Source organism: Polycyclovorans algicola TG408 (genome assembly GCF_000711245.1).
In the GTDB taxonomy this organism is placed as follows: Bacteria; Pseudomonadota; Gammaproteobacteria; order Nevskiales; family Nevskiaceae; genus Polycyclovorans; species Polycyclovorans algicola.
Map to the genome: position 1 here is coordinate 3,505,350 of NZ_JOMH01000001.1, position 20,187 is coordinate 3,525,536.

General features: G+C 60.6%; 21 protein-coding genes and 1 tRNA gene. 11 read left to right on the forward strand and 11 right to left on the reverse strand.

What is annotated here, in order from left to right; all coding sequences use genetic code 11:
• Positions 1-97 precede the first annotated feature (97 nt).
• Positions 98-526, forward strand: a complete 429-nt coding sequence (queF, locus tag U741_RS0116680; protein WP_029891585.1) for a preQ(1) synthase — start codon at positions 98-100, stop codon at positions 524-526.
• 11 nt (positions 527-537) lie between these two features.
• Here queF and U741_RS0116685 read toward each other — a convergent pair whose 3' ends face one another.
• The gene (locus U741_RS0116685) at positions 538-1,323 is read right to left on the reverse strand and encodes an HAD-IA family hydrolase (protein ID WP_029891586.1); all 786 of its coding nucleotides are present in this window, start codon (positions 1,321-1,323) and stop codon (positions 538-540) included.
• An 84-nt stretch (positions 1,324-1,407) separates the two neighbouring features.
• On the opposite strand from U741_RS0116685, the gene gluQRS reads away from it, so the two are divergent.
• Positions 1,408-2,262, forward strand: coding sequence for a tRNA glutamyl-Q(34) synthetase GluQRS (gluQRS, locus tag U741_RS0116690; protein ID WP_043110320.1), 855 nt, complete (start codon positions 1,408-1,410; stop codon positions 2,260-2,262).
• A gap of 70 nt (positions 2,263-2,332) precedes the next feature.
• Positions 2,333-2,809: a polyhydroxyalkanoate synthesis repressor PhaR gene (gene phaR, locus U741_RS0116695; protein ID WP_043110321.1), complete on the forward strand. Its 477-nt coding sequence runs from the start codon at positions 2,333-2,335 to the stop codon at positions 2,807-2,809.
• Between the two features lie 446 nt (positions 2,810-3,255).
• Here the strand turns inward: phaR and U741_RS19340 are convergent, their stop codons facing one another.
• Positions 3,256-3,588 (reverse strand): hypothetical protein, encoded by a 333-nt coding sequence (locus tag U741_RS19340; protein ID WP_152551650.1) that lies wholly within the window; start codon positions 3,586-3,588, stop codon positions 3,256-3,258.
• A 59-nt stretch (positions 3,589-3,647) separates the two neighbouring features.
• Here U741_RS19340 and U741_RS0116700 point away from each other — a divergent pair, with 59 nt between their 5' ends.
• Together U741_RS0116700 and U741_RS19450 are read left to right on the forward strand one after the other, a co-directional pair.
• Entirely contained in the window at positions 3,648-4,850 is a 1,203-nt protein-coding gene (locus U741_RS0116700) for an IS256 family transposase (protein WP_029891589.1), read from the forward strand.
• A gap of 76 nt (positions 4,851-4,926) precedes the next feature.
• Positions 4,927-5,097: a hypothetical protein gene (locus U741_RS19450; RefSeq protein ID WP_161776261.1), complete on the forward strand. Its 171-nt coding sequence runs from the start codon at positions 4,927-4,929 to the stop codon at positions 5,095-5,097.
• Positions 5,098-5,442: 345 nt separating this feature from the next.
• Here the strand turns inward: U741_RS19450 and pnp are convergent, their stop codons facing one another.
• The 9 genes from pnp to U741_RS0116745 form a co-directional block, all read right to left on the reverse strand.
• On the reverse strand, positions 5,443-7,542 hold the full coding sequence (gene pnp, locus U741_RS0116705) for a polyribonucleotide nucleotidyltransferase (protein ID WP_029891590.1): 2,100 nt from the start codon (positions 7,540-7,542) through the stop codon (positions 5,443-5,445).
• A 123-nt stretch (positions 7,543-7,665) separates the two neighbouring features.
• Positions 7,666-7,935, reverse strand: a complete 270-nt coding sequence (rpsO, locus tag U741_RS0116710) for a 30S ribosomal protein S15 (protein WP_029891591.1) — start codon at positions 7,933-7,935, stop codon at positions 7,666-7,668.
• A 108-nt stretch (positions 7,936-8,043) separates the two neighbouring features.
• On the reverse strand, positions 8,044-8,985 hold the full coding sequence (gene truB, locus U741_RS0116715) for a tRNA pseudouridine(55) synthase TruB (protein WP_029891592.1): 942 nt from the start codon (positions 8,983-8,985) through the stop codon (positions 8,044-8,046).
• Positions 8,982-9,404 (reverse strand): 30S ribosome-binding factor RbfA, encoded by a 423-nt coding sequence (gene rbfA / locus U741_RS0116720; protein WP_029891593.1) that lies wholly within the window; start codon positions 9,402-9,404, stop codon positions 8,982-8,984. Before rbfA ends, truB begins: the two co-directional genes overlap by 4 nt.
• A gap of 47 nt (positions 9,405-9,451) precedes the next feature.
• The gene (infB, locus tag U741_RS0116725) at positions 9,452-12,154 is read right to left on the reverse strand and encodes a translation initiation factor IF-2 (protein ID WP_029891594.1); all 2,703 of its coding nucleotides are present in this window, start codon (positions 12,152-12,154) and stop codon (positions 9,452-9,454) included.
• 32 nt (positions 12,155-12,186) lie between these two features.
• A complete protein-coding gene (nusA, locus tag U741_RS0116730) occupies positions 12,187-13,674 on the reverse strand; it encodes a transcription termination factor NusA (protein WP_029891595.1) in 1,488 nt (495 codons plus the stop codon).
• Positions 13,671-14,141, reverse strand: coding sequence for a ribosome maturation factor RimP (rimP, locus tag U741_RS0116735; RefSeq protein WP_235200589.1), 471 nt, complete (start codon positions 14,139-14,141; stop codon positions 13,671-13,673). The genes nusA and rimP overlap by 4 nt, the downstream gene beginning before the upstream one ends.
• Before the next feature lie 73 nt (positions 14,142-14,214).
• Positions 14,215-14,291, reverse strand: a tRNA-Met gene (locus tag U741_RS0116740).
• A 282-nt stretch (positions 14,292-14,573) separates the two neighbouring features.
• A complete protein-coding gene (locus U741_RS0116745; RefSeq protein WP_029891597.1) occupies positions 14,574-14,813 on the reverse strand; it encodes a helix-turn-helix domain-containing protein in 240 nt (79 codons plus the stop codon).
• 127 nt (positions 14,814-14,940) lie between these two features.
• Here U741_RS0116745 and U741_RS0116750 point away from each other — a divergent pair, with 127 nt between their 5' ends.
• The 6 genes from U741_RS0116750 (at position 14,941) to dbpB (ending at position 20,187) form a co-directional block, all read left to right on the forward strand.
• The gene (locus U741_RS0116750; RefSeq protein ID WP_029891598.1) at positions 14,941-15,180 is read left to right on the forward strand and encodes a hypothetical protein; all 240 of its coding nucleotides are present in this window, start codon (positions 14,941-14,943) and stop codon (positions 15,178-15,180) included.
• Positions 15,173-16,480, forward strand: coding sequence for an Arm DNA-binding domain-containing protein (locus U741_RS0116755; protein WP_029891599.1), 1,308 nt, complete (start codon positions 15,173-15,175; stop codon positions 16,478-16,480). Before U741_RS0116750 ends, U741_RS0116755 begins: the two co-directional genes overlap by 8 nt.
• 157 nt (positions 16,481-16,637) lie before the next feature.
• Positions 16,638-16,868 carry a hypothetical protein gene (locus tag U741_RS19345; protein WP_152551651.1) on the forward strand — a complete coding sequence of 77 codons (231 nt, stop codon included), beginning with the start codon at positions 16,638-16,640 and terminating at the stop codon, positions 16,866-16,868.
• Positions 16,849-17,817, forward strand: coding sequence for a hypothetical protein (locus U741_RS0116765; RefSeq protein WP_152551652.1), 969 nt, complete (start codon positions 16,849-16,851; stop codon positions 17,815-17,817). The genes U741_RS19345 and U741_RS0116765 overlap by 20 nt, the downstream gene beginning before the upstream one ends.
• A gap of 265 nt (positions 17,818-18,082) precedes the next feature.
• Positions 18,083-19,033, forward strand: a complete 951-nt coding sequence (locus U741_RS19350; RefSeq protein ID WP_152551653.1) for a hypothetical protein — start codon at positions 18,083-18,085, stop codon at positions 19,031-19,033.
• Entirely contained in the window at positions 19,030-20,187 is a 1,158-nt protein-coding gene (gene dbpB / locus U741_RS0116770; protein WP_200872751.1) for a DGQHR domain-containing protein DpdB, read from the forward strand. The genes U741_RS19350 and dbpB overlap by 4 nt, the downstream gene beginning before the upstream one ends.

A 20,187-nucleotide genomic window follows, 5' to 3' on the forward strand; every position in this document is an offset into this window, starting at 1 on the left:
GAACGCCTGATGGCCGCAAAGACCGGCAAAGCCGCGCCGAATTGACGCAATAGTTTAATTTAGCGCGCCCTGCCCCGTCGCCCCGAACCTGTCGCCCATGACCACGCAACCGTCAACGTCGCTCGAAACCTTTCCCAACCCGGCACCGTCGCGTGATTACACCATCCGCATGCGCCTGCCCGAGTTCACCTGCCTGTGCCCCAAAACCGGTCAGCCCGACTTCGCGACCCTGTACCTTGAGTACATCGCCGACCAGCGCTGCGTCGAACTGAAGAGTCTGAAGCTGTACATCTGGAGCTTTCGCGATGAGGGCTGTTTTCACGAAGCCGTAACCAACCGCATGCTCGACGATCTGGTGGCCGCAACCACACCCCGATTCATGCGGTTGACCGCAGTGTTCAATGTGCGTGGCGGGGTGTACACCCACGTGACAGCCGAACACTGTGCGCCGGGTTATGTGCCGCGCCTGCCACCGCCGGCGTGGCACATCGACCCCACGGGCGCCGGACAAACCCCGGGCTTTTGACATCGTGCCCATCAGCCGGACTGCGATTGTGCAAGCAGGTTTGCCAGCACCTTTGGCGTGACCCACCTTGCGTCGCCGATGTCGCCGCGATAGACCCACACGGGGTCACCGGGCTCGCCGAGGCTGGAGACGACCATGCCCGCACCGGCGAAGTTTTGATCACGCGTGTCTTCGTTGATGGTCACCAGCGCTGCCAGGTCCGCCGCACGGGCGGCGGCCAGCCCCATGGCTGAATCCTCCACCGCGACACACTGCGAAGGCTTGAGGCCGAGTCGCTTCAGGGCCAACTGGTAGAGCATGGGGTGGGGCTTTTTGTGCATCACCTCTTCGCCGCTGGCGATGACCTCAATCGCGGATCGCAGCTCTGGTCTCAGGCTGTGTTCGAGCACCGGGTCCAGCGTCCGCCGCGATGCGTTCGAAACGATGGCCATACGAATGCCGGCGTCGCGAGCCTCGCAAATCAAGCGCGCAACGCCGGCGCGTAGCGGGATCTGTCCGGCAGCTACGCGATCGCGAAAGAAGTCGGACTTGAGGCGGTGCACCTTGGCGATCCACTCATCCGGGTCGCGCGCCACCGCCGCCGATTCCGGGCCCAATTCGGGGTCGTAGGCATCGAGATAGTGGCGAATCCGCTCGCGACCACCGGGCTGCTGCAGCAACGTGCGATACAGATCGCGGTCCCAGCGAAAGGGCACGCCCAATGAGTCGAAAGCCTGGTTGTACGCGGGGTGGTGACCCAGCCCTTCTGTGTCGGCCAACGTGCCATCGACGTCGAACAGGATCGCTTCTAGCGTCATGACGCAAGCGTAGCTCGGCAAGTGACCAGGAACATGGGGCGATTACAGATGAATGGACGCGCGGAATCTATCAAACTCTGCTGAATGATCACCATCGGTCGATTCGCGCCCACGCCCAGCGGGCCCTTGCACGAAGGCTCGCTGCAAACGGCCACGGCCAGCTGGTTGAGCGCGCGGCGCCAGCAAGGTCTCTGGTTGCTGCGGATTGATGACCTTGATGCTGCACGCTGTCCGCCCGGCGCAAGTACACACATCCTGCAGCAATTGGACGCCTATGGACTGCACTGGGACGGGCAGCCGCACTACCAGTCGCAGCATCTTGCGGCCTATCGCGCAGCACGTCGGCAGCTTGAGCACGCGGACCTGATTTACACCTGCGACTGCACGCGCGCGCAACGACAGGGTCGTCTCAAGGGCGCGCCTGCCGCCTATGATCAGCACTGCTGGCGCCACCCGCATCCGCCAACACGTGCGCCAGCCTTGCGTCTCATCCTCGACGACGCTGCGCTGCACTGGCACGACCAGCGGCACGGGGCGCAGCGGCCAAGCCGCAATAGCCTTGGCGACCCGGTCATCTGGCGGGCCGACAACGTCCCGGGTTACGCACTGGCCTGCGCCGTCGATGAGGGCCAAATGCGCATCACGGAGGTGGTGCGCGGCGAAGATCTGCTCACCGAAACCGCGCCGCAGGTCTATATCAGCCGGGTGCTTGGCCAAGCGCTGCCGCAATATCGGCACCTGCCGCTGGTGATGGACGCGGCAGGCCGCAAGATGAGCAAACAGAATCACGCCGCGCCGCTAGCCGATGACCCCGCCGGACGGTCATCGACCCTGGCGCGCGCGCTCGAACGCCTCGGATACGGCCTTCCCGACATGTTGCGAGGCGCCTCACCAGAGCAGCTACTCGACTGGGCGCTGCGCCAGACGCCGCACGGGTGAGCCGTTTTGCCCTTCGGCGACGGCATCTGGCATCATGCGTTGATGCACTGCACAAAAATCGCCTGAGCCCATGTCAGATCTCCGCATCATCAAGAAATACCCGAACCGCCGACTGTATGACACGGCCATCAGTCGCTACATCACGCTGGAGGATATTCGCAAACTGGTGATCGGCGGCGTGCACTTTAAGGTCGAAGACAAGCGCACGCGCGACGATATCACCCGAAGCATTCTGTTGCAGGTCATTGCCGAGCGCGAAGAAAACGGTACGCCGATCTTCACCGATGACCTGTTGCAATTCATCATTCGCTTCTACGACGACCCAATGCAGACCAGCATCAGTCGTTATCTGGAGCTGTCGATGAAACTCTACTCCGAACAGCACCAGCATTTCACCGACCAGCTGCGCAACATGCTGGGCCAGGCACAGCAGCCGTTGCAGTTGCTCAAGGAAATGGCCGACGGCCAACGACCTTTGTGGCGCACGGTACGCAGCGAGTTCGTGCGCAGTCTGTCCGAGCGCGCCAAGGCCATCAAGCCCAAGTGAGGCCTGGTTGTTGGGCACGGGCGTTGCTGATTCATTCGCAGAAGAACAGGCATGACGTCGACCGGCAAAGGCCTGACCGGATGCAAGCCCATTATCTTGCTGCATCGCAACATTAAAAGATGTATCTTGCTGATAACGTTATAAATATTTAAACAAGCACTGATTGACAAGTTGCAATGTCGTCCTTATACTGCACTGCAACAAAGCTCAAAATTGAAGGTTCACAAGGGTTCCGGGCTTTAAACAGTCTCCTCCAGAAAGGCCACGCGCCTTTCTCGCACCTTGCCCCCGGTCTCCGGGGGCTCTTTTTTGGGCGCGACAAATCGCCGAGTGGATGGGCCAAGCGCCGCCGTGCAGGCCGCGTGCAATTTTCCTGCAACCCACTTGAGTGGCACCCAGTGCGATGGAGGCGCCTGACGGCACGCTGCGGAAGATGGCAAGTGCCGTCAAATCACGAAAGATTGATTGTGCGACGCAGCATCAATACTTGTAACGCACTGATAAAAAAAGATTTTTTGTTCCATGCATTCGTTGACAACGCCCAAAGTCAGCTTTATACTGCACTGCAACAAAGCTCGGAAATAAAAAAACCCGACACGGGTGCCGGGCTTTAAACGGTCTCCTCCAGAAAGGCCAAGCGCCTTTCTCGCACCTTGCCCCCGGTCTCCGGGGGCTCTTTTTATTGAGACTGCAGCATTCACAATCGGCCGTGGCATTTGGCCGCTGACCGGCGCCTCATGGGTCGTGTCCCACGATGTGGTGTAGGTTCTGAAGGTCACCGGTGGCTCTTGGTTTAGGTTTGGGTTTCGACGACCAACCTTCACTTAAGGAACCACCGATGACCGATGAGATGATGAACCTGCGGGCGCTGTTGGAAAAGAGTCCGGACGCCGATCTGCTGCGGGAGATGATTGGCTTTGCCAGCCAGCGGCTGATGGAACTGGAAGTTGGCGCGTTGACTGGCGCCGCTTATGGCGAGAAGAACACCGAGCGTCTGGCGCAGCGCAATGGCTACCGAGAGCGGGACTGGCAGACGAGAGCTGGCACTGTCGAGCTGCGCATTCCCAAGCTGCGAAAGGGCAGCTACTTCCCGGGCTTTCTCGAGCCCCGGCGCATGGCTGAGAAGGCTCTGACAGCGGTCATCCAGGAGGCCTACATCCAGGGTATCTCGACGCGCTCAGTTGATGACCTGGTGCAGGCCATGGGCGGCAGCGGGATCTCCAAGAGCCAAGTGTCCCGGTTGTGCGAGGAAATCGATGAGCGGGTCCATGCTTTTCTGGATCGCCCCATTGAAGGTGATTGGCCCTACCTGTGGATCGACGCCACCTATGTGAAGACCCGTCAGGCCGGGCGGATCGTGTCGGTAGCAGTGATCATCGCCGTCGGCGTCAACGCCGACGGTCGCCGCGAGATTCTGGGCATGGACATCGGCCCGTCCGAACACGAAACCTTCTGGAAAGACTTCCTGCGCAAGCTCGCCCGGCGCGGCCTGCGCGGCGTCAAGCTGGTGATCTCCGACAGCCATGAGGGCATCAAGGCCGCCGTCTCGAAGGTGCTGACCGCCACCTGGCAGCGCTGCCGAGTGCATTTCATGCGTAACGTGCTGGCCCATGCCGGCAAGAGCGGCCGGCGCGTCGTCTCGGCCTTCATCGCCACCGCCTTTGCCCAGAATGATGCGCAAGCTGCCCGAACCCAATGGCGGCATGTTGCCGATCAGCTCCGCAGCAGCGTGCCGAAACTGGCCGCGCTGATGGATCAGGCTGAGCCCGACGTGCTGGCCTACATGAGCTTCCCGGCCGCGCACCGCACGAAACTGCACAGCACCAACCCGCTCGAGCGGCTCAATGGCGAGATCAAGCGACGCACGGAGGTCGTAGGCATCTTCCCGAACGAGGCCGCCATCACCCGGCTCGTCGGCGCCATCCTGCTCGAACAGAACGACGAGTGGGCCGTACAGCGCGCCCGCTATATGACCCGAGAGACGATGAACGAAATGATGATCGAACCCCCTGCCATAACCCTCCCGGCTATGGCAGCCTAAAAGCCGAAACCCAGACCAGCCAGTAGCCCACCGTCAGATCAAAGAGCTACACCACGTCTAGGGACACGATCCGCTCATGTGGCCGGATTCTCCAACAGGTATCCGCAGCGCGCAATGCGCCTTGATGCTGCTGCGCGGCTCAAGCTTCGGGGTTGGCCCGAAGCCAGCAAGGCTTTTTGGTGCGCCGCAACATTGTTCTTCTCAACTGACTGATACGCATCATTTTTTAGTTGAACAAGTTAATTGACAACGCCCAAGGTCATCTTTATACTGCACTGCAACAAAGCTCGGAAATAAAAAAACCCGACACGGGTGCCGGGCTTTAAACGGTCTCCTCCAGAAAGGCCAAGCGCCTTTCTCGCACCTTGCCCCCGGTCTCCGGGGGCTCTTTTATATTTTCATCCCCCTCCAGAGACCAAATACTTAGTTTGGCCGCGCCTGCGCCATGCTTCAGCGCTTATCGCACCATTGTGGATCACCCTGCACCTTAATGCAACATGATCGGTCCGGCGGCAGCCTTCCCTTCCGGCGCACTCGAAACCACAACAAAAAAACGGCCCAGCGGGCCGTTTTTTTGTGTCCGGCAAGCCGGTCAGGCGGCAGCCACTTCGTCCAGCGCCTTCATCGAGAGCCGGATCTTGCCATCGCGGCTCACTTCGAGCACCTTGACGCGCACGGTCTGACCCTCCTTGACGACTTCCTCGACTTTCTCGACCCGCTTGTCGGCGAGCTGTGAGATGTGAACCAGACCGTCTTTGCCGGGGGCAATGGTCACGAACGCGCCAAAGTCCATGATCTTGGCAACTTTGCCTTCATAGATGGCGCCCACTTCGACGTCCTTGGTCAGCATCTCGATACGGTTGATCGCTGCTTGCGCCGCTTCGGTGCTGGTCGCGGCCACTTTGATGGTGCCGTCGTCGCTGATGTCGATCTGGGTGTTGGTTTCGCGGGTAATGGCCTGGATGGTCGCGCCGCCCTTGCCGATCACTTCACGAATCTTGTCCGGATGAATCTTGATCGTGGTGATGCGCGGCGCGTGCTCAGAGACATCGGCGCGCGGTGCAGAAATGACTTCGTTCATCGCATCGAGAATGTGCAGACGCGCGGTCTTGGCTTGCTCCAGTGCCTTCTGCATGATCTCGCCGGTGATGCCGGCGATCTTGATGTCCATCTGCAGCGCCGTGACGCCGTTGGCCGTCCCGGCAACCTTGAAGTCCATGTCACCCAGGTGGTCTTCGTCACCGAGAATGTCGGTCAAAACGGCCCACTGGCTGCCTTCCAGAATCAGTCCCATGGCCACGCCGGCCACCGGCGCCTTGATCGGCACCCCGGCATCCATCAACGCCAGGCAGGCGCCGCACACCGACGCCATTGACGACGAACCGTTGGACTCGGTGACTTCGGAGACCACACGCACGACGTACGGAAACTCCGAAACCAGGTCGGGCATGACCGCCGCCACGCCGCGCTTGGCAAGACGGCCATGGCCGATTTCACGCCGCTTGGGCATGTTCATGCGGCCGGTTTCGCCGACGCAGTACGGGGGGAAGTTGTAATGGAACATGAAACGCTCATGCCATTCGCCTTCGATTGCATCAATGATCTGGTAGTCCTTGCCGGTGCCCAAGGTGGCAACCGCCAGAACCTGGGTCTCGCCACGGGTGAACAGTGCCGAGCCGTGGGTGCGCGGCAGTACACCGGCGCCCACCGACAACGGGCGAACGGTGGTGCGGTCACGGCCATCTATACGCGGCTGGCCCTCAAGAATACGGCCACGGACCACCTTGGCTTCGAGTTCGTGCAGCGCATCTTTGACGTCCCGCTCACCCAGGGTTTCTGGCTTGGCGGCAACGGCGTCGGCACGGATGGCGTTGATCGCCGCCACGCGGACTTTCTTGTCGGTCAGCGTGTAAGCCTCGGCAATGCGGCCTTCGTAGGCTGCGGCGAATGCGGTCACGGCGGTGGTGTCGGACGCCTTCCAGTCCCACTTCGGCAAACCCGCTTCAGCCACCAGTTCGTTGATGGCAACGATGGCGGCCTGCATCTGCTCATGTCCGAACAATACGGCGCCCAGCATGATTTCCTCCGACAACATCTTGGCTTCGGACTCGACCATCAACACCGCATCCTTGGTGCCGGCAACAACAAGATCGAGCTCGGAGGTTTTGAGCTGGCTTTCGGTCGGGTTGAGAATGAAGTTGCCGTCCTTGAAACCCACGCGTGCGGCGCCGATGGGGCCGGCGAAGGGCGTGCCGGTCAACGCCACGGCCGCCGAGGCACCGATCATGGCGGGAATGTCGCCGCTGATTTCAGGATTGAGCGACAGCACCGTCGCAGCAACCTGGACTTCATTGAAAAAGCCATCGGGGAAGAGCGGGCGCAGCGGACGGTCGATCAGCCGCGAAGTCAGCGTTTCCTTCTCGGTCATCCGGCCTTCACGCTTGAAAAAGCCACCGGGAATCCGGCCGCCTGCATAAAAGCGCTCCATGTAATCGACCGTGAGCGGGAAAAAACTCTGGTCGGGTTTGGCGTCTTTGCGAGCAACGACGTTCACCATGACCACGGTTTCGCCCATCGACACGATGACGCTGCACGCCTGCCGAGCAATGGCACCGGTTTCAAGCGTGACGGTCTGGTCACCAAACTGGAAGCTTTTCTTGACTGCCGTTGCCGGCGTGGCGGAAATGGCCATTAATTATTTCTCCGTAAACAAATAAAGCGCCGCCGGAGAGACTCCGGCGGCGTCATGAATTCAACTTGTAACCGGCTGCTCGACACGTCGACCAGCACCACGGGACGCCAGGAACCGGGTCGCTTAGCGACGCAGGCCAAGATCGCCGATCAGCTTCAGGTAGCGACCTTCGTCCTTGCCCTTGAGATAATCGAGCAGGCTGCGACGGCGGTTGACCATCTTCAGCAAGCCGCGGCGGCTGTGGTGATCTTTCTTGTTCGCCGAAAAATGGCCCATCAGGCCGGTGATACGCGCGGTGAGCAAGGCAACCTGCACTTCAGGTGACCCGGTATCGTTGGCGGCACGCGCAAATTTGTTTGCAACTTCGGCCTTTTCGGCCACAGACATCGTCATCTCGATTACTCCAGAACAGCGTTCATATAAGTCGTTAAGCAAGCCGCACATTGTAGTCAGCCTGCATAGGGTGGCGCAACCAGATTCGGCCAATCAAACACAGGTTATTCAAATGCGGTCGCGTGCCAGCCAGCGCTTCGGCCACAGCAAGCCATCGTCACGCAGCAGCGCCAGGCTGAGGACCTCGCCCTGCACGTCGAATACCGCCATCTCGGGCGCCGAGGCCTGGCACTCGCCGCCCCTGTCGGCCGGCGGTTCAATCGGTTGCCCGGCGCGAAGTTGCCCGGCCTGGGCCGGCGAGACAACCACACTGGGCCAACCCACCAAAGCCGCCGACAACGGCAAGAGACAGCGGTCCAGCGCCGCAAATCCCCCATCGGTCGCCAAGGTGCGTAGCGCGTCCAGGGCATAGGGCACCCCGTCAAACGGCGCCACCCACTGCCGGTGCAGCGCGCCCAGATGCGCCAGCGCACCGATCTTCGCGGCCAGATCTTCGGCCAATACGCGGATGTAGGTGCCTTTGGAGCACTGCACGTCAATGGTCCATTGGTGCGGCTGCCAGTCGACCAGCGTCAGTCGATGAATGGTGATGTCTCTCGGCGCGCGTTCGACCTCAACGCCCTCGCGCGCCAGGGCGTAAAGCCGTTGACCTTCGTGCTTGAGCGCCGACACCATCGGCGGTACTTGCTGCTGCGGGCCGCAACTGGCCTGCAACAGCGCCGACAGGCGCTCGGCGTCATGCGCGGGGACCGGGGCCGATGCAATGACCGCACCGTCGGCATCGCCGCTGTCGGTTTTGGTACCGAGGCGGATGGTCGCGCGATAGGCCTTGTCAGAAGCCAACAACTGGCCACTGAGCTTGGTGGCATTGCCGAGACAGATCGGTAGCAGGCCGGTCGCCATCGGATCAAGGCTGCCGGTGTGCCCTGCCTTGTCGGCCTGGAATAGCCGCCGAACCTCCATCAGTGCCGCGTTGGAGGTAATGCCTTGCGGCTTGTCGAGCAGCAGAATGCCGTCCACCGCGCGTTTTGGACGGCGCGGCTTGCTCATTCGTCGCGGCGGACCTCGCCATGATCGGCGTCGGGTTCATCGGCCTGCTGGCGCGCCGCAGCGATTCGATCATCTGCCGCACGCGCCTCGCGAATGATCGCGGCCATGCGGTCGCCCTCACGAAGGCCGCGGTCCGCGAGGAAGCGCAGCTCGGGAATGTAGCGCAGCGTCAACTGCCGACCCAGGTCGCGGCGCAATTTGCCGCCGGCATGGTTCAGCGCCTTGACCGACTGCGCCAGCGCCGCGTCATCAGCAAAGCTGCTGACCTTGACGTTGGCCGAGCGCATGTCGGCGGCCGCATCCACCGCGGTGACGGTGATGTCACCAATCCGCGGATCGCGAAGGTCACGGATCAGCACCGACAACACTTCTTGAAGCTGCTGGTTGATGCGCGAGGTTCGGGAAAATTCTTTAGGCATGGTGCGCCAGGCAGGGTGAGGCGGCGGTCATCGAGCGGCGGGGCCTATTAAGCCGCCGCGCTCTTGACCGAACGCTTGACCTCAAAACGCTGGAAGCACTCGATCTGGTCGCCCACCTTGACGTCGTTGTAGTCCTTGACGCCGATACCGCATTCGGTGCCGGCCTCGACCTTGTTGACGTCGTCCTTGAAGCGGCGCAGCGATTCCAGCGTGCCTTCGTAAATGACCGTGTTGTCGCGCAGCACGCGAATCGGCAGGGCGCGTTGCACCGAGCCTTCCATCACCAGACAGCCGGCAACACTGCCGAGCTTGGCGCTGCGGAACACGTCACGAACCTGCGCAGTGCCGACGATCTGTTCGCGCGTCTCGGTGCCCAGCAGGCCCGAGATGGCGTCGCTTACTTCATCAAGCACGTTGTAGATGATCGAGTAATAACGAACATCGACGCCGGTGTCCTGAATGCGCTTGCGCGCGCCGGAGTCAGCGCGAACGTTGAAGCCGATGACGATGGCCTTCGAGGCCAGCGCCAGATCGATGTCGGATTCGTTGATGCCGCCGATGCCGGCCGACAGCACGTTGACCCGAACCTCTTCGCTCGGCAGGTTGCGCAGCGCCTCGGACAGCGCTTCGGCCGAGCCTTGCACGTCAGCCTTGACCATCAGGTTCAACTGCTTGATCTCGCCCTCGCCCATGCGCGCCAGAATCTGGTCCATGCGCAGGGCCTGATTCTGCGCGAGGCGATGCTCGCGGGCCTTGCCTTCGCGAAGGTCGGCAAGCTCTCGCGCCTTCTTCTCGTCAGACACCACGACCACGTCATCACCCGCTTCCGGCACGCCGGAGAGGCCCAGTACCTGCACGGGAATCGACGGCCCGGCGGTCTTCACCGGACGCCCGGCTTCGTCAAACATGGCACGCACGCGGCCAAAATACTGGCCGGTCAGAATCACGTCACCCTGCTTGAGCGTGCCGCTGCGGACCAGCACGGTGGCCACGGGACCGCGGCCCTTTTCCAGCGACGATTCCACCACCGTGCCACGCGCATCGGCATCAATCTGAGACGTCAGTTCAAGCACTTCAGACTGCAACAGAATCGCGTCGAGCAGTTTGTCAATGCCTTCGCCGGTGTGCGACGACACCCCGATGAACTGGTATTCGCCACCCCATTCTTCAGAAATCACCTGCTCTTGCGACAGGTCGTTACGCACCTTGTCGAGATCCGCTTCCGGCTTGTCGATTTTGGTGATCGCCACAACCATCGGCGCACCGGCCGCACGGGCATGCTGGATGGCCTCTTTGGTCTGCGGCTTGACGCCGTCATCGGCCGCCACCACCAGCACCACCACATCGGTGATTTGCGCGCCGCGGGCCCGCATGCGGGTAAAGGCGGCGTGGCCCGGGGTGTCGAGGAAGCTAATGACGCCCTTGTCGGTCGCGACGTGGTAGGCGCCGATGTGCTGGGTGATGCCGCCAGCCTCACCCGCCGCAACCTTGGTCTTGCGGATGTAGTCGAGCAGGCTGGTTTTGCCGTGGTCGACATGGCCCATGATGGTCACCACCGGCGGACGTGCGACGCGCTCGGCGTCGCTGATTTCAGCGACCACTGCCAGTTCAAGCGATTCTTCGGCATCGGTGGCCTTGACCAGCACCACGCGGTGGCCCATTTCTTCAACCATCAGCGCCGCCGTATCCTGGTCGAGGCTCTGGTTGATGGTCGCCATCAGCCCATTCTTCATCATCACCTTGATGAGCTCGGTGGCCTTGACCGCCATGCGGTTGGCCAACTCGCCGACGGTGATGATCTCGGGCACTTCAACGTCACGCACCACTGGCGCCGTGGGGCGCTCGAAGGCATGCTGGTTGTCGATTTGCACGCGACCGCCACTGCTCTTGCGGCTTTTCTTGTCGCGCTTGCCGGACTTGCCCTCGGCAACGTGCAGTTCCTTGCGACCTTTGCGGTCGCCGTCGCGACGGTCGCCGCGACGCGCCGGGGCGGCTGCCGCCCCGGGTGCAGCCGCCGCGGCAGGTGCCGCAGCGCCTGCAGGGGTTCGCGCCACCGGCGCTGCCACAGGGGGCGGCGTGGCCGCGCGCATCTCGGCCGAACGACGCAGGTTTTCTTCGGCACGACGGCGAGACTGTGACGCCTCCCAACGCTGGCGATACAACAGGTCATCCTTGAGCAACCGCTCATGCTCAACCTTGTCCGACTTGGCCTTTTCCTCCGCATCGCGCACAGCCTGCTCTTCGGCTTCGGCCAGCTTACGCTCGGCGTCTTCCTGAGCACGTTTGGCCTCGGCTTCGGCAGCCTTGCGCGCCGCGACCCGTTCGGCTTCAAGCGCGCGTTCGGCGGCTTCGGCTTCACGCGCTGCAATTTCCGCCTCGGTAGGCTGCGGGGCTGCGACTGGCTCGGGCAGCTCGGTCGGCACGAGGGTGCGGCGTTTGCGCACCTCAATGCTGACCGTCTTGGTTGGCGCACCGCGCACGCCCGAAACCTTGAGTTCGCTGGTTTCCTTGCGTTTGAGCGAGATGCGACGGGCGCCTGCTTCCGCACCCGAGTCGGTCGCTTCCGCCGCTTGCCCGGAGGCACGCGCGGTTTTCTGACGCAGGTAGGTCAGCAGCGCAATCTTGTCTTGCGCGCTGATCGACGAAGACTCTTCTTTCACTGACACGCCCGCCTCCCGAAACTGCGACAGCAGCTCGGTGACGGGGCGGTTCAGCTCGTTGGCAAATTCAAGAACGGTAACTGTCGACATGCAAATCCTGTTGTTTCCGGCCCGAGCAGCGCTCAGGCGTAAACGCGACGGCGAGCCGCCATAATCAATTCTGAAGCGTCAGCCTCGTCCATCTCGACGCTTTCCAGCAGCTCATCGGTGGCCAGATCGGCGAGATCGGTCGCGGTGTGAATACCCGCCTCGTTCAGCACCTCGGCGACCTGGGCATCAACGCCCTCTACCGCAAGAAGGTCATCCTTGTCGCTGCCATCGGCAGCCGATTCAGCGCTGGCGATGGCGCGGGTCAGCAGCACGTCCTGTGCTCGATTCTTCAGCTCGGTGACGATCTGGTCGTCAAATTCTTCGATGCCCAGCATCTCTTCGTCGGCGACGTAGGCCACTTCTTCGAGCGTGGTGAAGCCTTCCTGGACCAGGATCAGCGCCACCTCGGCGTCAACGTCCAGGTCCGCCATGAAGGTCTGCTGGATCGCCTGGTTTTCGGTTTCCTTGCGCGCCTCGGCATCGGCAGCGGTCATCACGTTCAGCGTCCAACCGGTCAGCTCCGAGGCCAGGCGCACGTTTTGACCCCCGCGGCCGATGGCCTGCGCGAGCTTTTCTTCGGACACGCCGATGGTCATCGCGTGGGCGTCTTCATCAACCACGATGGTTTCGACCTCGGCCGGCGCCATGGCGTTGATCACGAATTGGGCGGTGTTTTCATCCCACAACACGATATCGACCCGCTCACCGGCAAGCTCATTGGAGACCGCCTGCACGCGCGAGCCGCGCATGCCCACGCACGCCCCGACCGGGTCGATGCGCTTGTCCTTGGCCTGCACCGCAATCTTGGCGCGCAAGCCAGGATCGCGCGCGGCGCCCTTGAGCTCGATCAGGCCCTGGGCAATCTCCGGCACTTCGAGCTTGAACAGCTCCATCAGCAGGCGCGGGTCGGTGCGTGAAACAAAAATCTGCGGCCCGCGAATCTGCGCGCCAACGTCGTAAATAAAGCCGCGGACGCGGTCACCGGGGCGCAGCGGTTCGCGCTGAATCTGCTGATCGCGCGGAATCACCGCCTCGACGTTGTTACCCAGGTCCATGATGATGGCGCCGCGTTCCATGCGCTTGACGATACCCGTCAACAGCTCGCCAACGCGGCTGGTGTAGGCCGCCACCACCATCGCCCGCTCGGCTTCGCGAATCTTCTGGATGATGACCTGCTTGGCCTTCTGCGCACCGATGCGGCCAAAGTCCACCGAGTCCACCGGGGTCTCGATGGCCTCAAGCGGCTGAATCTCGGGGTGATCCTTCTGCGCGTAAGTCAGCTTGATTTGCCGCTCGGGAAATTCAAACTCTTCGGAATCGTCCTCAAGCACCGTCCAACGCCGAAAACTCAGGTACTCGCCGGTTTCGCGGTCAATCTGCACGCGAATATCGGCCTCGTCGCCGTGGTGCTCCTTGGTGGCCGATGCCAGCGCTGCCTCCAGCGCCTTGAAGATGATTTCATGCTCAACGCCTTTCTCATTGGAAAGCACGTCAACCATCAGCAGAATGTTTTTATTCATGATTTGGCCATTTCACGGTCAAAATCGGGCACCAGACGGGCCCGCTCGATATCTTCGTACGCCACCTGCAGCCGCATTTCGGGGAGCGACACCTCAATTCCACTGGCATCAGCGGCCACCAGCACGCCCGAAAAGCGGCGCCGGTTGTCGCGCGCAACGTGCAACTGCAACTTGATCGTCTCACCCACAAACCGCTGAAAATGTGCCGGCTTCACCAGCGGACGGTCCATCCCGGGAGACGACACTTCCAACTGGTACGCCGTGCTGATGGGGTCTTCAACATCCAACAGCGCCGCTGCTTCACGACTGACCCGCTCGCAGTCGCCCAGCGTGATCCCACCCGGCGAATCAATGAACAGCCGCAGCATGGCGCTGTGAGAACCGGCCGCAAATTCGATCAACACCAACTCGTAACCGAGCGATTCGATCAAAGGCTCCAGCAGATTGGTAAGTTTTTGATTCAGCACAATAAATCTGGTTAAACCCCTGCAGCACCGCAATAAAAAAGGCCCTCAGAGGGGCCTCGTTTTTGCCTCAAATTGGTAGCGGGGGCAGGATTCGAACCTACGACCTTCGGGTTATGAGCCCGACGAGCTGCCAGACTGCTCCACCCCGCACCAGACCTTCAAAATGCCTCCGAGGCCATCCTCGAAGGCCGCGTATTGTATGGAGGCGGCGGCGCTTCCGCAAGGGCGTGACCACAAATATATGAAGAACCGAAGATTTCTTCGTAGCGGTCACCACCGAGAACCTTGGAAGCAGGGTCCAAGGCGAGTTCGCTGCCGCTCTTCAGCCAGCGACATCGTCATGTCGCCAAATCCCTTTGTGCCCAATTTGTGCCCACATTGCGCCCACCCTGTGCCCACGAGTCGAAGCAGTGAGAGAAGAATGACCGTCGGTCACTTCTCCTCGTTTGTGCCATTCGGGACGTACTGAACAAGCTCCTGAATTTCGCAGCTGAAGAACGCACAGAGACGGTCAAGATTGTCCGTACCCGTGTTGTAGCCCCGCTCGTTCGCGATCTTGGACAAAGTCGCCCGATGAATACCCGTGCCCGCTGAAACCTCAGACAGGGTGATCACACGCCCGTCCTGGTATTCCTTGTTGGCCAACAGCTCCTTGAGCCTGAATCTGATCATCACAATCCACATATGTCGTTTTAACTTGTCATATGTCGTTGACACACGACTCTTGGTGTGGTCTATTAGTGTCATGCGTCGTGTTTGCACGACGCATGACACTCACACTCAGCACCAGGAGATTAGCATGCAGCAGACTTATCTAACTACGGAACAACTGGCAGGCCGCATCCACTACGACGCCCGAACGATCAGGGAGCGCCTTAAAGACTCAGTCCTACTCGAAGGACAGCATTACATCCGGCCCTTCGGTGGCCGGAAGCTTCTTTACATCTGGGAAGCCATTGAGCGCGACATGGTCAAGATGGCTGGCCAAGCTGATGTCAGCCGAATTCCGATGGCGAATGGAGCGGTCTGCCATGGGTAGCATAAGGAAGCGGGGCGACAAGCTATTCATCGACTTCAGATATGAAGGGCATCGATGCCGGGAGCAGACCTTACTCCCCGACACCAAACCCAATCGCAAGCTGCTTCAACAGTTGCTCACCCGCGTCGAATCCGAAATCTCCCTCGGCACCTTCAACTATCTGGCCACCTTCCCAGGCAGCAAGACGGGCATCAAGCTCTCACAGCGCCGGGAGAGCGCTGACGTTGGCGAGACGTCCAGCTCTGCTGCGTTGGTGACGTCCGGCGGGGGCAGGCAGGGAGCTGGTGTTGCTGCCGTCGGTGATGCGGCAGCGGCCACCCCGCTGTTCCGTGACTTTGCTGAGCTGTGGGTGCAGGAGTGTGGTCTGGGTTGGCGGGATTCGCATCGGGCGACGGTGCGGTCGACTCTGGATCGTCATCTGATTCCGGCCTTTGGGGAAGTGCCGGTGGGCTTCATCAGCAAGGCCGACGTTCTGCAGTTCAGAACAGCACTGGCGAAACGTTCCGGACGCAGCGGAAATGCAACCCTGTCGGCGAAGACGATCAATAGGGTGATCCAGGTGTTGGGTCAGATTCTGGATGAGGCGGTGGATCGCTTTGATTTCGTCAATCCGGTGAAGAAGGTGAAGCGCCTGCGGCAGTCGCGGGTGGAGATTCATCCCTTTTCAATGGAAGAGGTGCAGTTGCTGATCCACACGGTGCGGCCGGACTACCGAAACTATCTGGTGGTGCGCTTCTTTACGGGCATGCGAACCGGTGAGTTGCATGGGCTGCACTGGTCACGAGTGGACTTCGAGCGACGGCAGATTCTGGTTCGGGAGTCCTGGGTGCGGGGTCGGCTGGATGAGACCAAGACCGATGGCTCGATGCGGGACATTGCAATGAGTCAGCCGGTGTTTGATGCCCTGATGGCGCAGCGGGAGGTGACCTACCAGCCCGGCGGGGACACGTTCGTGTTCGCCAACCGCAATGGTGAGCCCCTTGATGTGGACAACATCACCAACCGGGTCTGGTATCCCCTACTCCGACATTTGGGTCTGACGAAGCGGCGTCCGTATCAAACGCGGCATACCTTTGCGACCTTGTTGCTGGCAGCCGGTGAGAACCCTGAGTTCGTGGCTCGGCAACTCGGTCATGCGAACACGATGATGCTGTTCAAGACCTACAGCCGGTATGTGCCGAACCTGACCCGGCGAGATGGATCAGCGTTTGATCGTCTGGTCACGGGGGCGATGGTGCCGGCCAATGGTCCGGAGCTGGAGTCTGGCGCCATGAATCAGGGGGTGTCCGATGCGGCGTAATCGATCAGGGGGTGCCGCGAGGACGGCAATCGGCAACACAGGCGGTGTTGCTGAACAGTCGGCGCCAGTCACTTCAGCGACGAACATTCTGGAGCAGGTTGAATCCGAACTGGCTGCGGTTGCGCTTCGTCGTCGTGCTGCGCGCCTGACAGAGTCCTTGCTACCGCTCTTGACGGTGTCGAAAGAAGGCAAGGAGCTGTTGATCTGGATACGGGAGACAGCCGCTCGCGATAACTGCAGTGCACTCAGGCTGTGGGTGGCGGGGGAGTTGTTGGATCCCATGTTCGAGGTGGCCTGCGGCAGTGGGAGTGAGGTGACGGAGTTGTTGGGGCGTCTGGAGCGGCACTGTCTGTGGCAGGAAGCTGCGAATGACGAGCGCTGGGAATAGCGCCATGCGCCTTGGGATACGGGCGGTCGAGGATGCTGCGCTTGAGGACTGTAAGGGTCTGGTCAGCGAGCGGTATCTGCTGACGGAGGTGCATCACTGCGTGAAGCAAGATGGGGAGCGGTATCTGCGTTTGGTACTGGACCATGCCGGTGGGACGGTGATCGGCCTGCTGTGGTCGGAGCGGGTGCATCTGGCCGCGGGGCTGAGCCTGATGGCGCCAGTTCAGGTCAGTGGCCGGGTGTTCACGAATGGTGGTGATCGGGCACTGAGTGTGGAGACGCTGTCAGCCGTTCCGATATCGGGGATTGAGGGGGGTGTGGCGCTGTTGCCTCGCCGGTTTTGTCCAGAGGTGGCGCAGGGGGCATTCGAGGCATTACAGAACTGGGCAGGCGCCCTGCCCTATGCGTTGCAGTGGTTCGTGGGCCGGGTCCTGCTGGATCCAAAGGTGAGTGTGGCCTTTTTGCGATGCAAGGCGGCTGCGCACTATCACCATGCCTACCGGGGCGGCCTGCTGGTGCACAGCACGGAGTTGATGGATCTGGCGGGGGTAATGGCACAGCGGTTGATGCCGGATGAGCCGCTGGCGGTCCCCCTCACGCAGATAGCGTTGCTGTTTCACGATCTGGGCAAAGTCGTGACAGTGGGAGAGGGTTCGGGCGGTCGACCGATTCGCGAGCCTGCGTTCGCTGATCAGTCCCACGAGCAGATCACGTGGCAGTTGCTAGCGCTGCACCTTGATGAGCTTGAGCCGTTGATGCCAGAGGCAGTAGCCGTTCTGCGATCAGCGTTCCGGCACATGGCCGAGCGCCGGACGGGGGTGTTTGCTCAGACGCTCGTGGCGGATATCGCGAGGATGGTGGATCAGTTGTCGACGGCGATGGAGAGGGGGGTGGGGTTCGAGATGAAGTCCAGCCCCGAAATATCTTTTCTGTGCGAGAAATCGAACTAGGCATAGCGGCTCTTCGATTCGTTCAGTTCGCGACTTCAAACAGCTTAAACCGTTCCGCTAGACGGTCCCGGTCGGGCAGGTTGGAGTTCCGGAGCTTCTGTTGACATCCAGCCGCTAGGGCATTGGCACCGAGCGCCAATTGTACCGGGGGAAGCCCACTAGAAAGATCACCTTGTTGTACGAGCAGTGATTCAGCGAAAAGGGGCGACTGAGTGGCACCGTACTGACCTCAACGTGCCGACAATAACTGCATGGTGTATACTTAATGAAGGTCGAAAATACTGCTGATATAGGTCTTTACGTCGTGAATTTTACTGCCGCAGTTGTCACAAGTTGCACTCAGCGGAAAGCTAGCAGCAATCGCGTGGACATCGGGCAACTTCCAGAGAGCGCGTCACTTTTTGGTTTGGCGCAGGACTGGCGCCGCGCTGTTGGCGAGGCCAGCGCCAACAGCGCCGCTCGAAACCTCTACCAAGGGCGATCGATTGCGGACTCGGCAGCAGTCGCAGCGACCTTGGGGGCTTCCTTGTATGTGGTGTCGGCCGGCTTAGGGCTTATCCAAGCCAGCCAACTCGTGCCAGCTTATGACTGCACAGTCGCGGCAGGCACGAATCTCGATCGCCGGTTGAGAGCCTTGGGAAGCAACCCTGCACAGTGGTGGAGCGCGTTGACTGGTGTTTCATCAAATCCTCTTTCCAGGTTGATAGGAAAAGGCCCGACACTGCTGGCGCTGCCCGGCAGTTATCTGCAATTGGTACATGATGATCTGGCGCTGGTTACGGCTGCACAAGCCACATCCCTGCGGATCTTCACGTCTACCGCAGGTGCCAAGTATTTGCCGAATCATCTTCTGAACTATGTGATGCCCTATGACGGAAGACTAGAGTCGGTTCCCGGCCATGCAGGAACGCAAGCTGACTTTGCTCAGCGCGCCTTGCGGCATTTCGTCGAAGTACTAGAAGCGACAGACAGGTCAGCAAAAGAAGCTCAGGCAGCGGTGGCTGAAAGCTTGGCAGATCATCACGGGAGACAGCGATCACTTGGTCGACGAATGACTGATGACGAGATTCTGCAAGTATTAAGCGCGCAGTGGACTCGGCACTCGGGCAGCAGCACGAAATTGCTGCGCTATCTGCGACAAGAAGCAGGAATCTCCTGCGAACAAAGAAGATTCAGCCGACTTTGGCGCGGCCTGGCCACAAAGATGCGGAAATGATGATGAAAAAAGCCAACAACGCAGTCACCGATCGAAAAGAGTTGGTCGTTCGCGCACTGCACACCACTCAGGGAGAGGGATTGGACGTTTACGCGTTCTTCATTAAGGGCAGCGACATACTCAATGTGGCAGATATTTCGCGGATAGAACGTGACGCGACTAATGACCTTAAGGGATTTCAGCGACCGGAAATCCGCCAGCATGTTAAGGGCATCGTGGACTACCTAAATCAGGGCGACGTACTCTTCCCCAACGCAATTATTCTGGCACTGGCACCGGACATCAAATTTGTTGCTTCCCGAGGTAGCAAGCCGGCAGGCGATGCGAGGATATCGGAGAGTGGCACCTTGACCATGCCGATCTATGCAGAGGGCCGGCGCGCAGCCTGGATCGTCGACGGGCAGCAGCGGTCAATTGCTCTGTCACAGGCGCAACACAAGGAATTGGCAGTGCCCGTGATCGGCTTCGTGTCTGAGAGGCTCTCGGTGCAGCGCGAGCAGTTCATCTTGGTTAACAAGGCCAAGCCCCTGCCAACCGGCTTGATCAATGAATTGTTGCCTGAAACGGCGTCCTTCGTTCTGCCGCGAGATCTGGCGGCTCGAAAAATACCTGCCGAGCTCGTGAGCACATTGAACCAAGATCCTGCCTCGCCGTTCTTCCGGTTGATCAAGCGCGCGTCGGATGGGGGGTCGTCCGAGGCGGTCGTAACCGATACAGCTTTGCTGTCTTTAATTAGGAGCAGCCTGTCAAATCCCCTGGGAGCCCTAGCGCAGTTCAAGTCTGTCGGACAGGAGGGTGGCGGTGATGTAGCCGGGATGTATCGCATCCTGACGACATACTGGTCGGCGGTGAAGGCAGCGTTTCCCGATGCTTGGGGCAAGAACCCGAAGCAGAGTCGACTGATGCATAGCGCTGGCTTGATGGCCATGGGTTTGCTGATGGATGCGATCTATGCGCGACTCCCCCCCCACTCGGAGGTAGCCGCCCTAAAACTCGAGCTCGAGAAGGTCGCGCCGTCGTGCCGTTGGACCAAGGGAACCTGGGAGACGTTAGGCCTTGCTTGGAACGAAGTGCAGAACACCCCGCCACACGTAAAAAAACTACAAGACACGTTAGTGCGTGCCTACGCCGCCAGCAAGAACTTCTCGAACTAG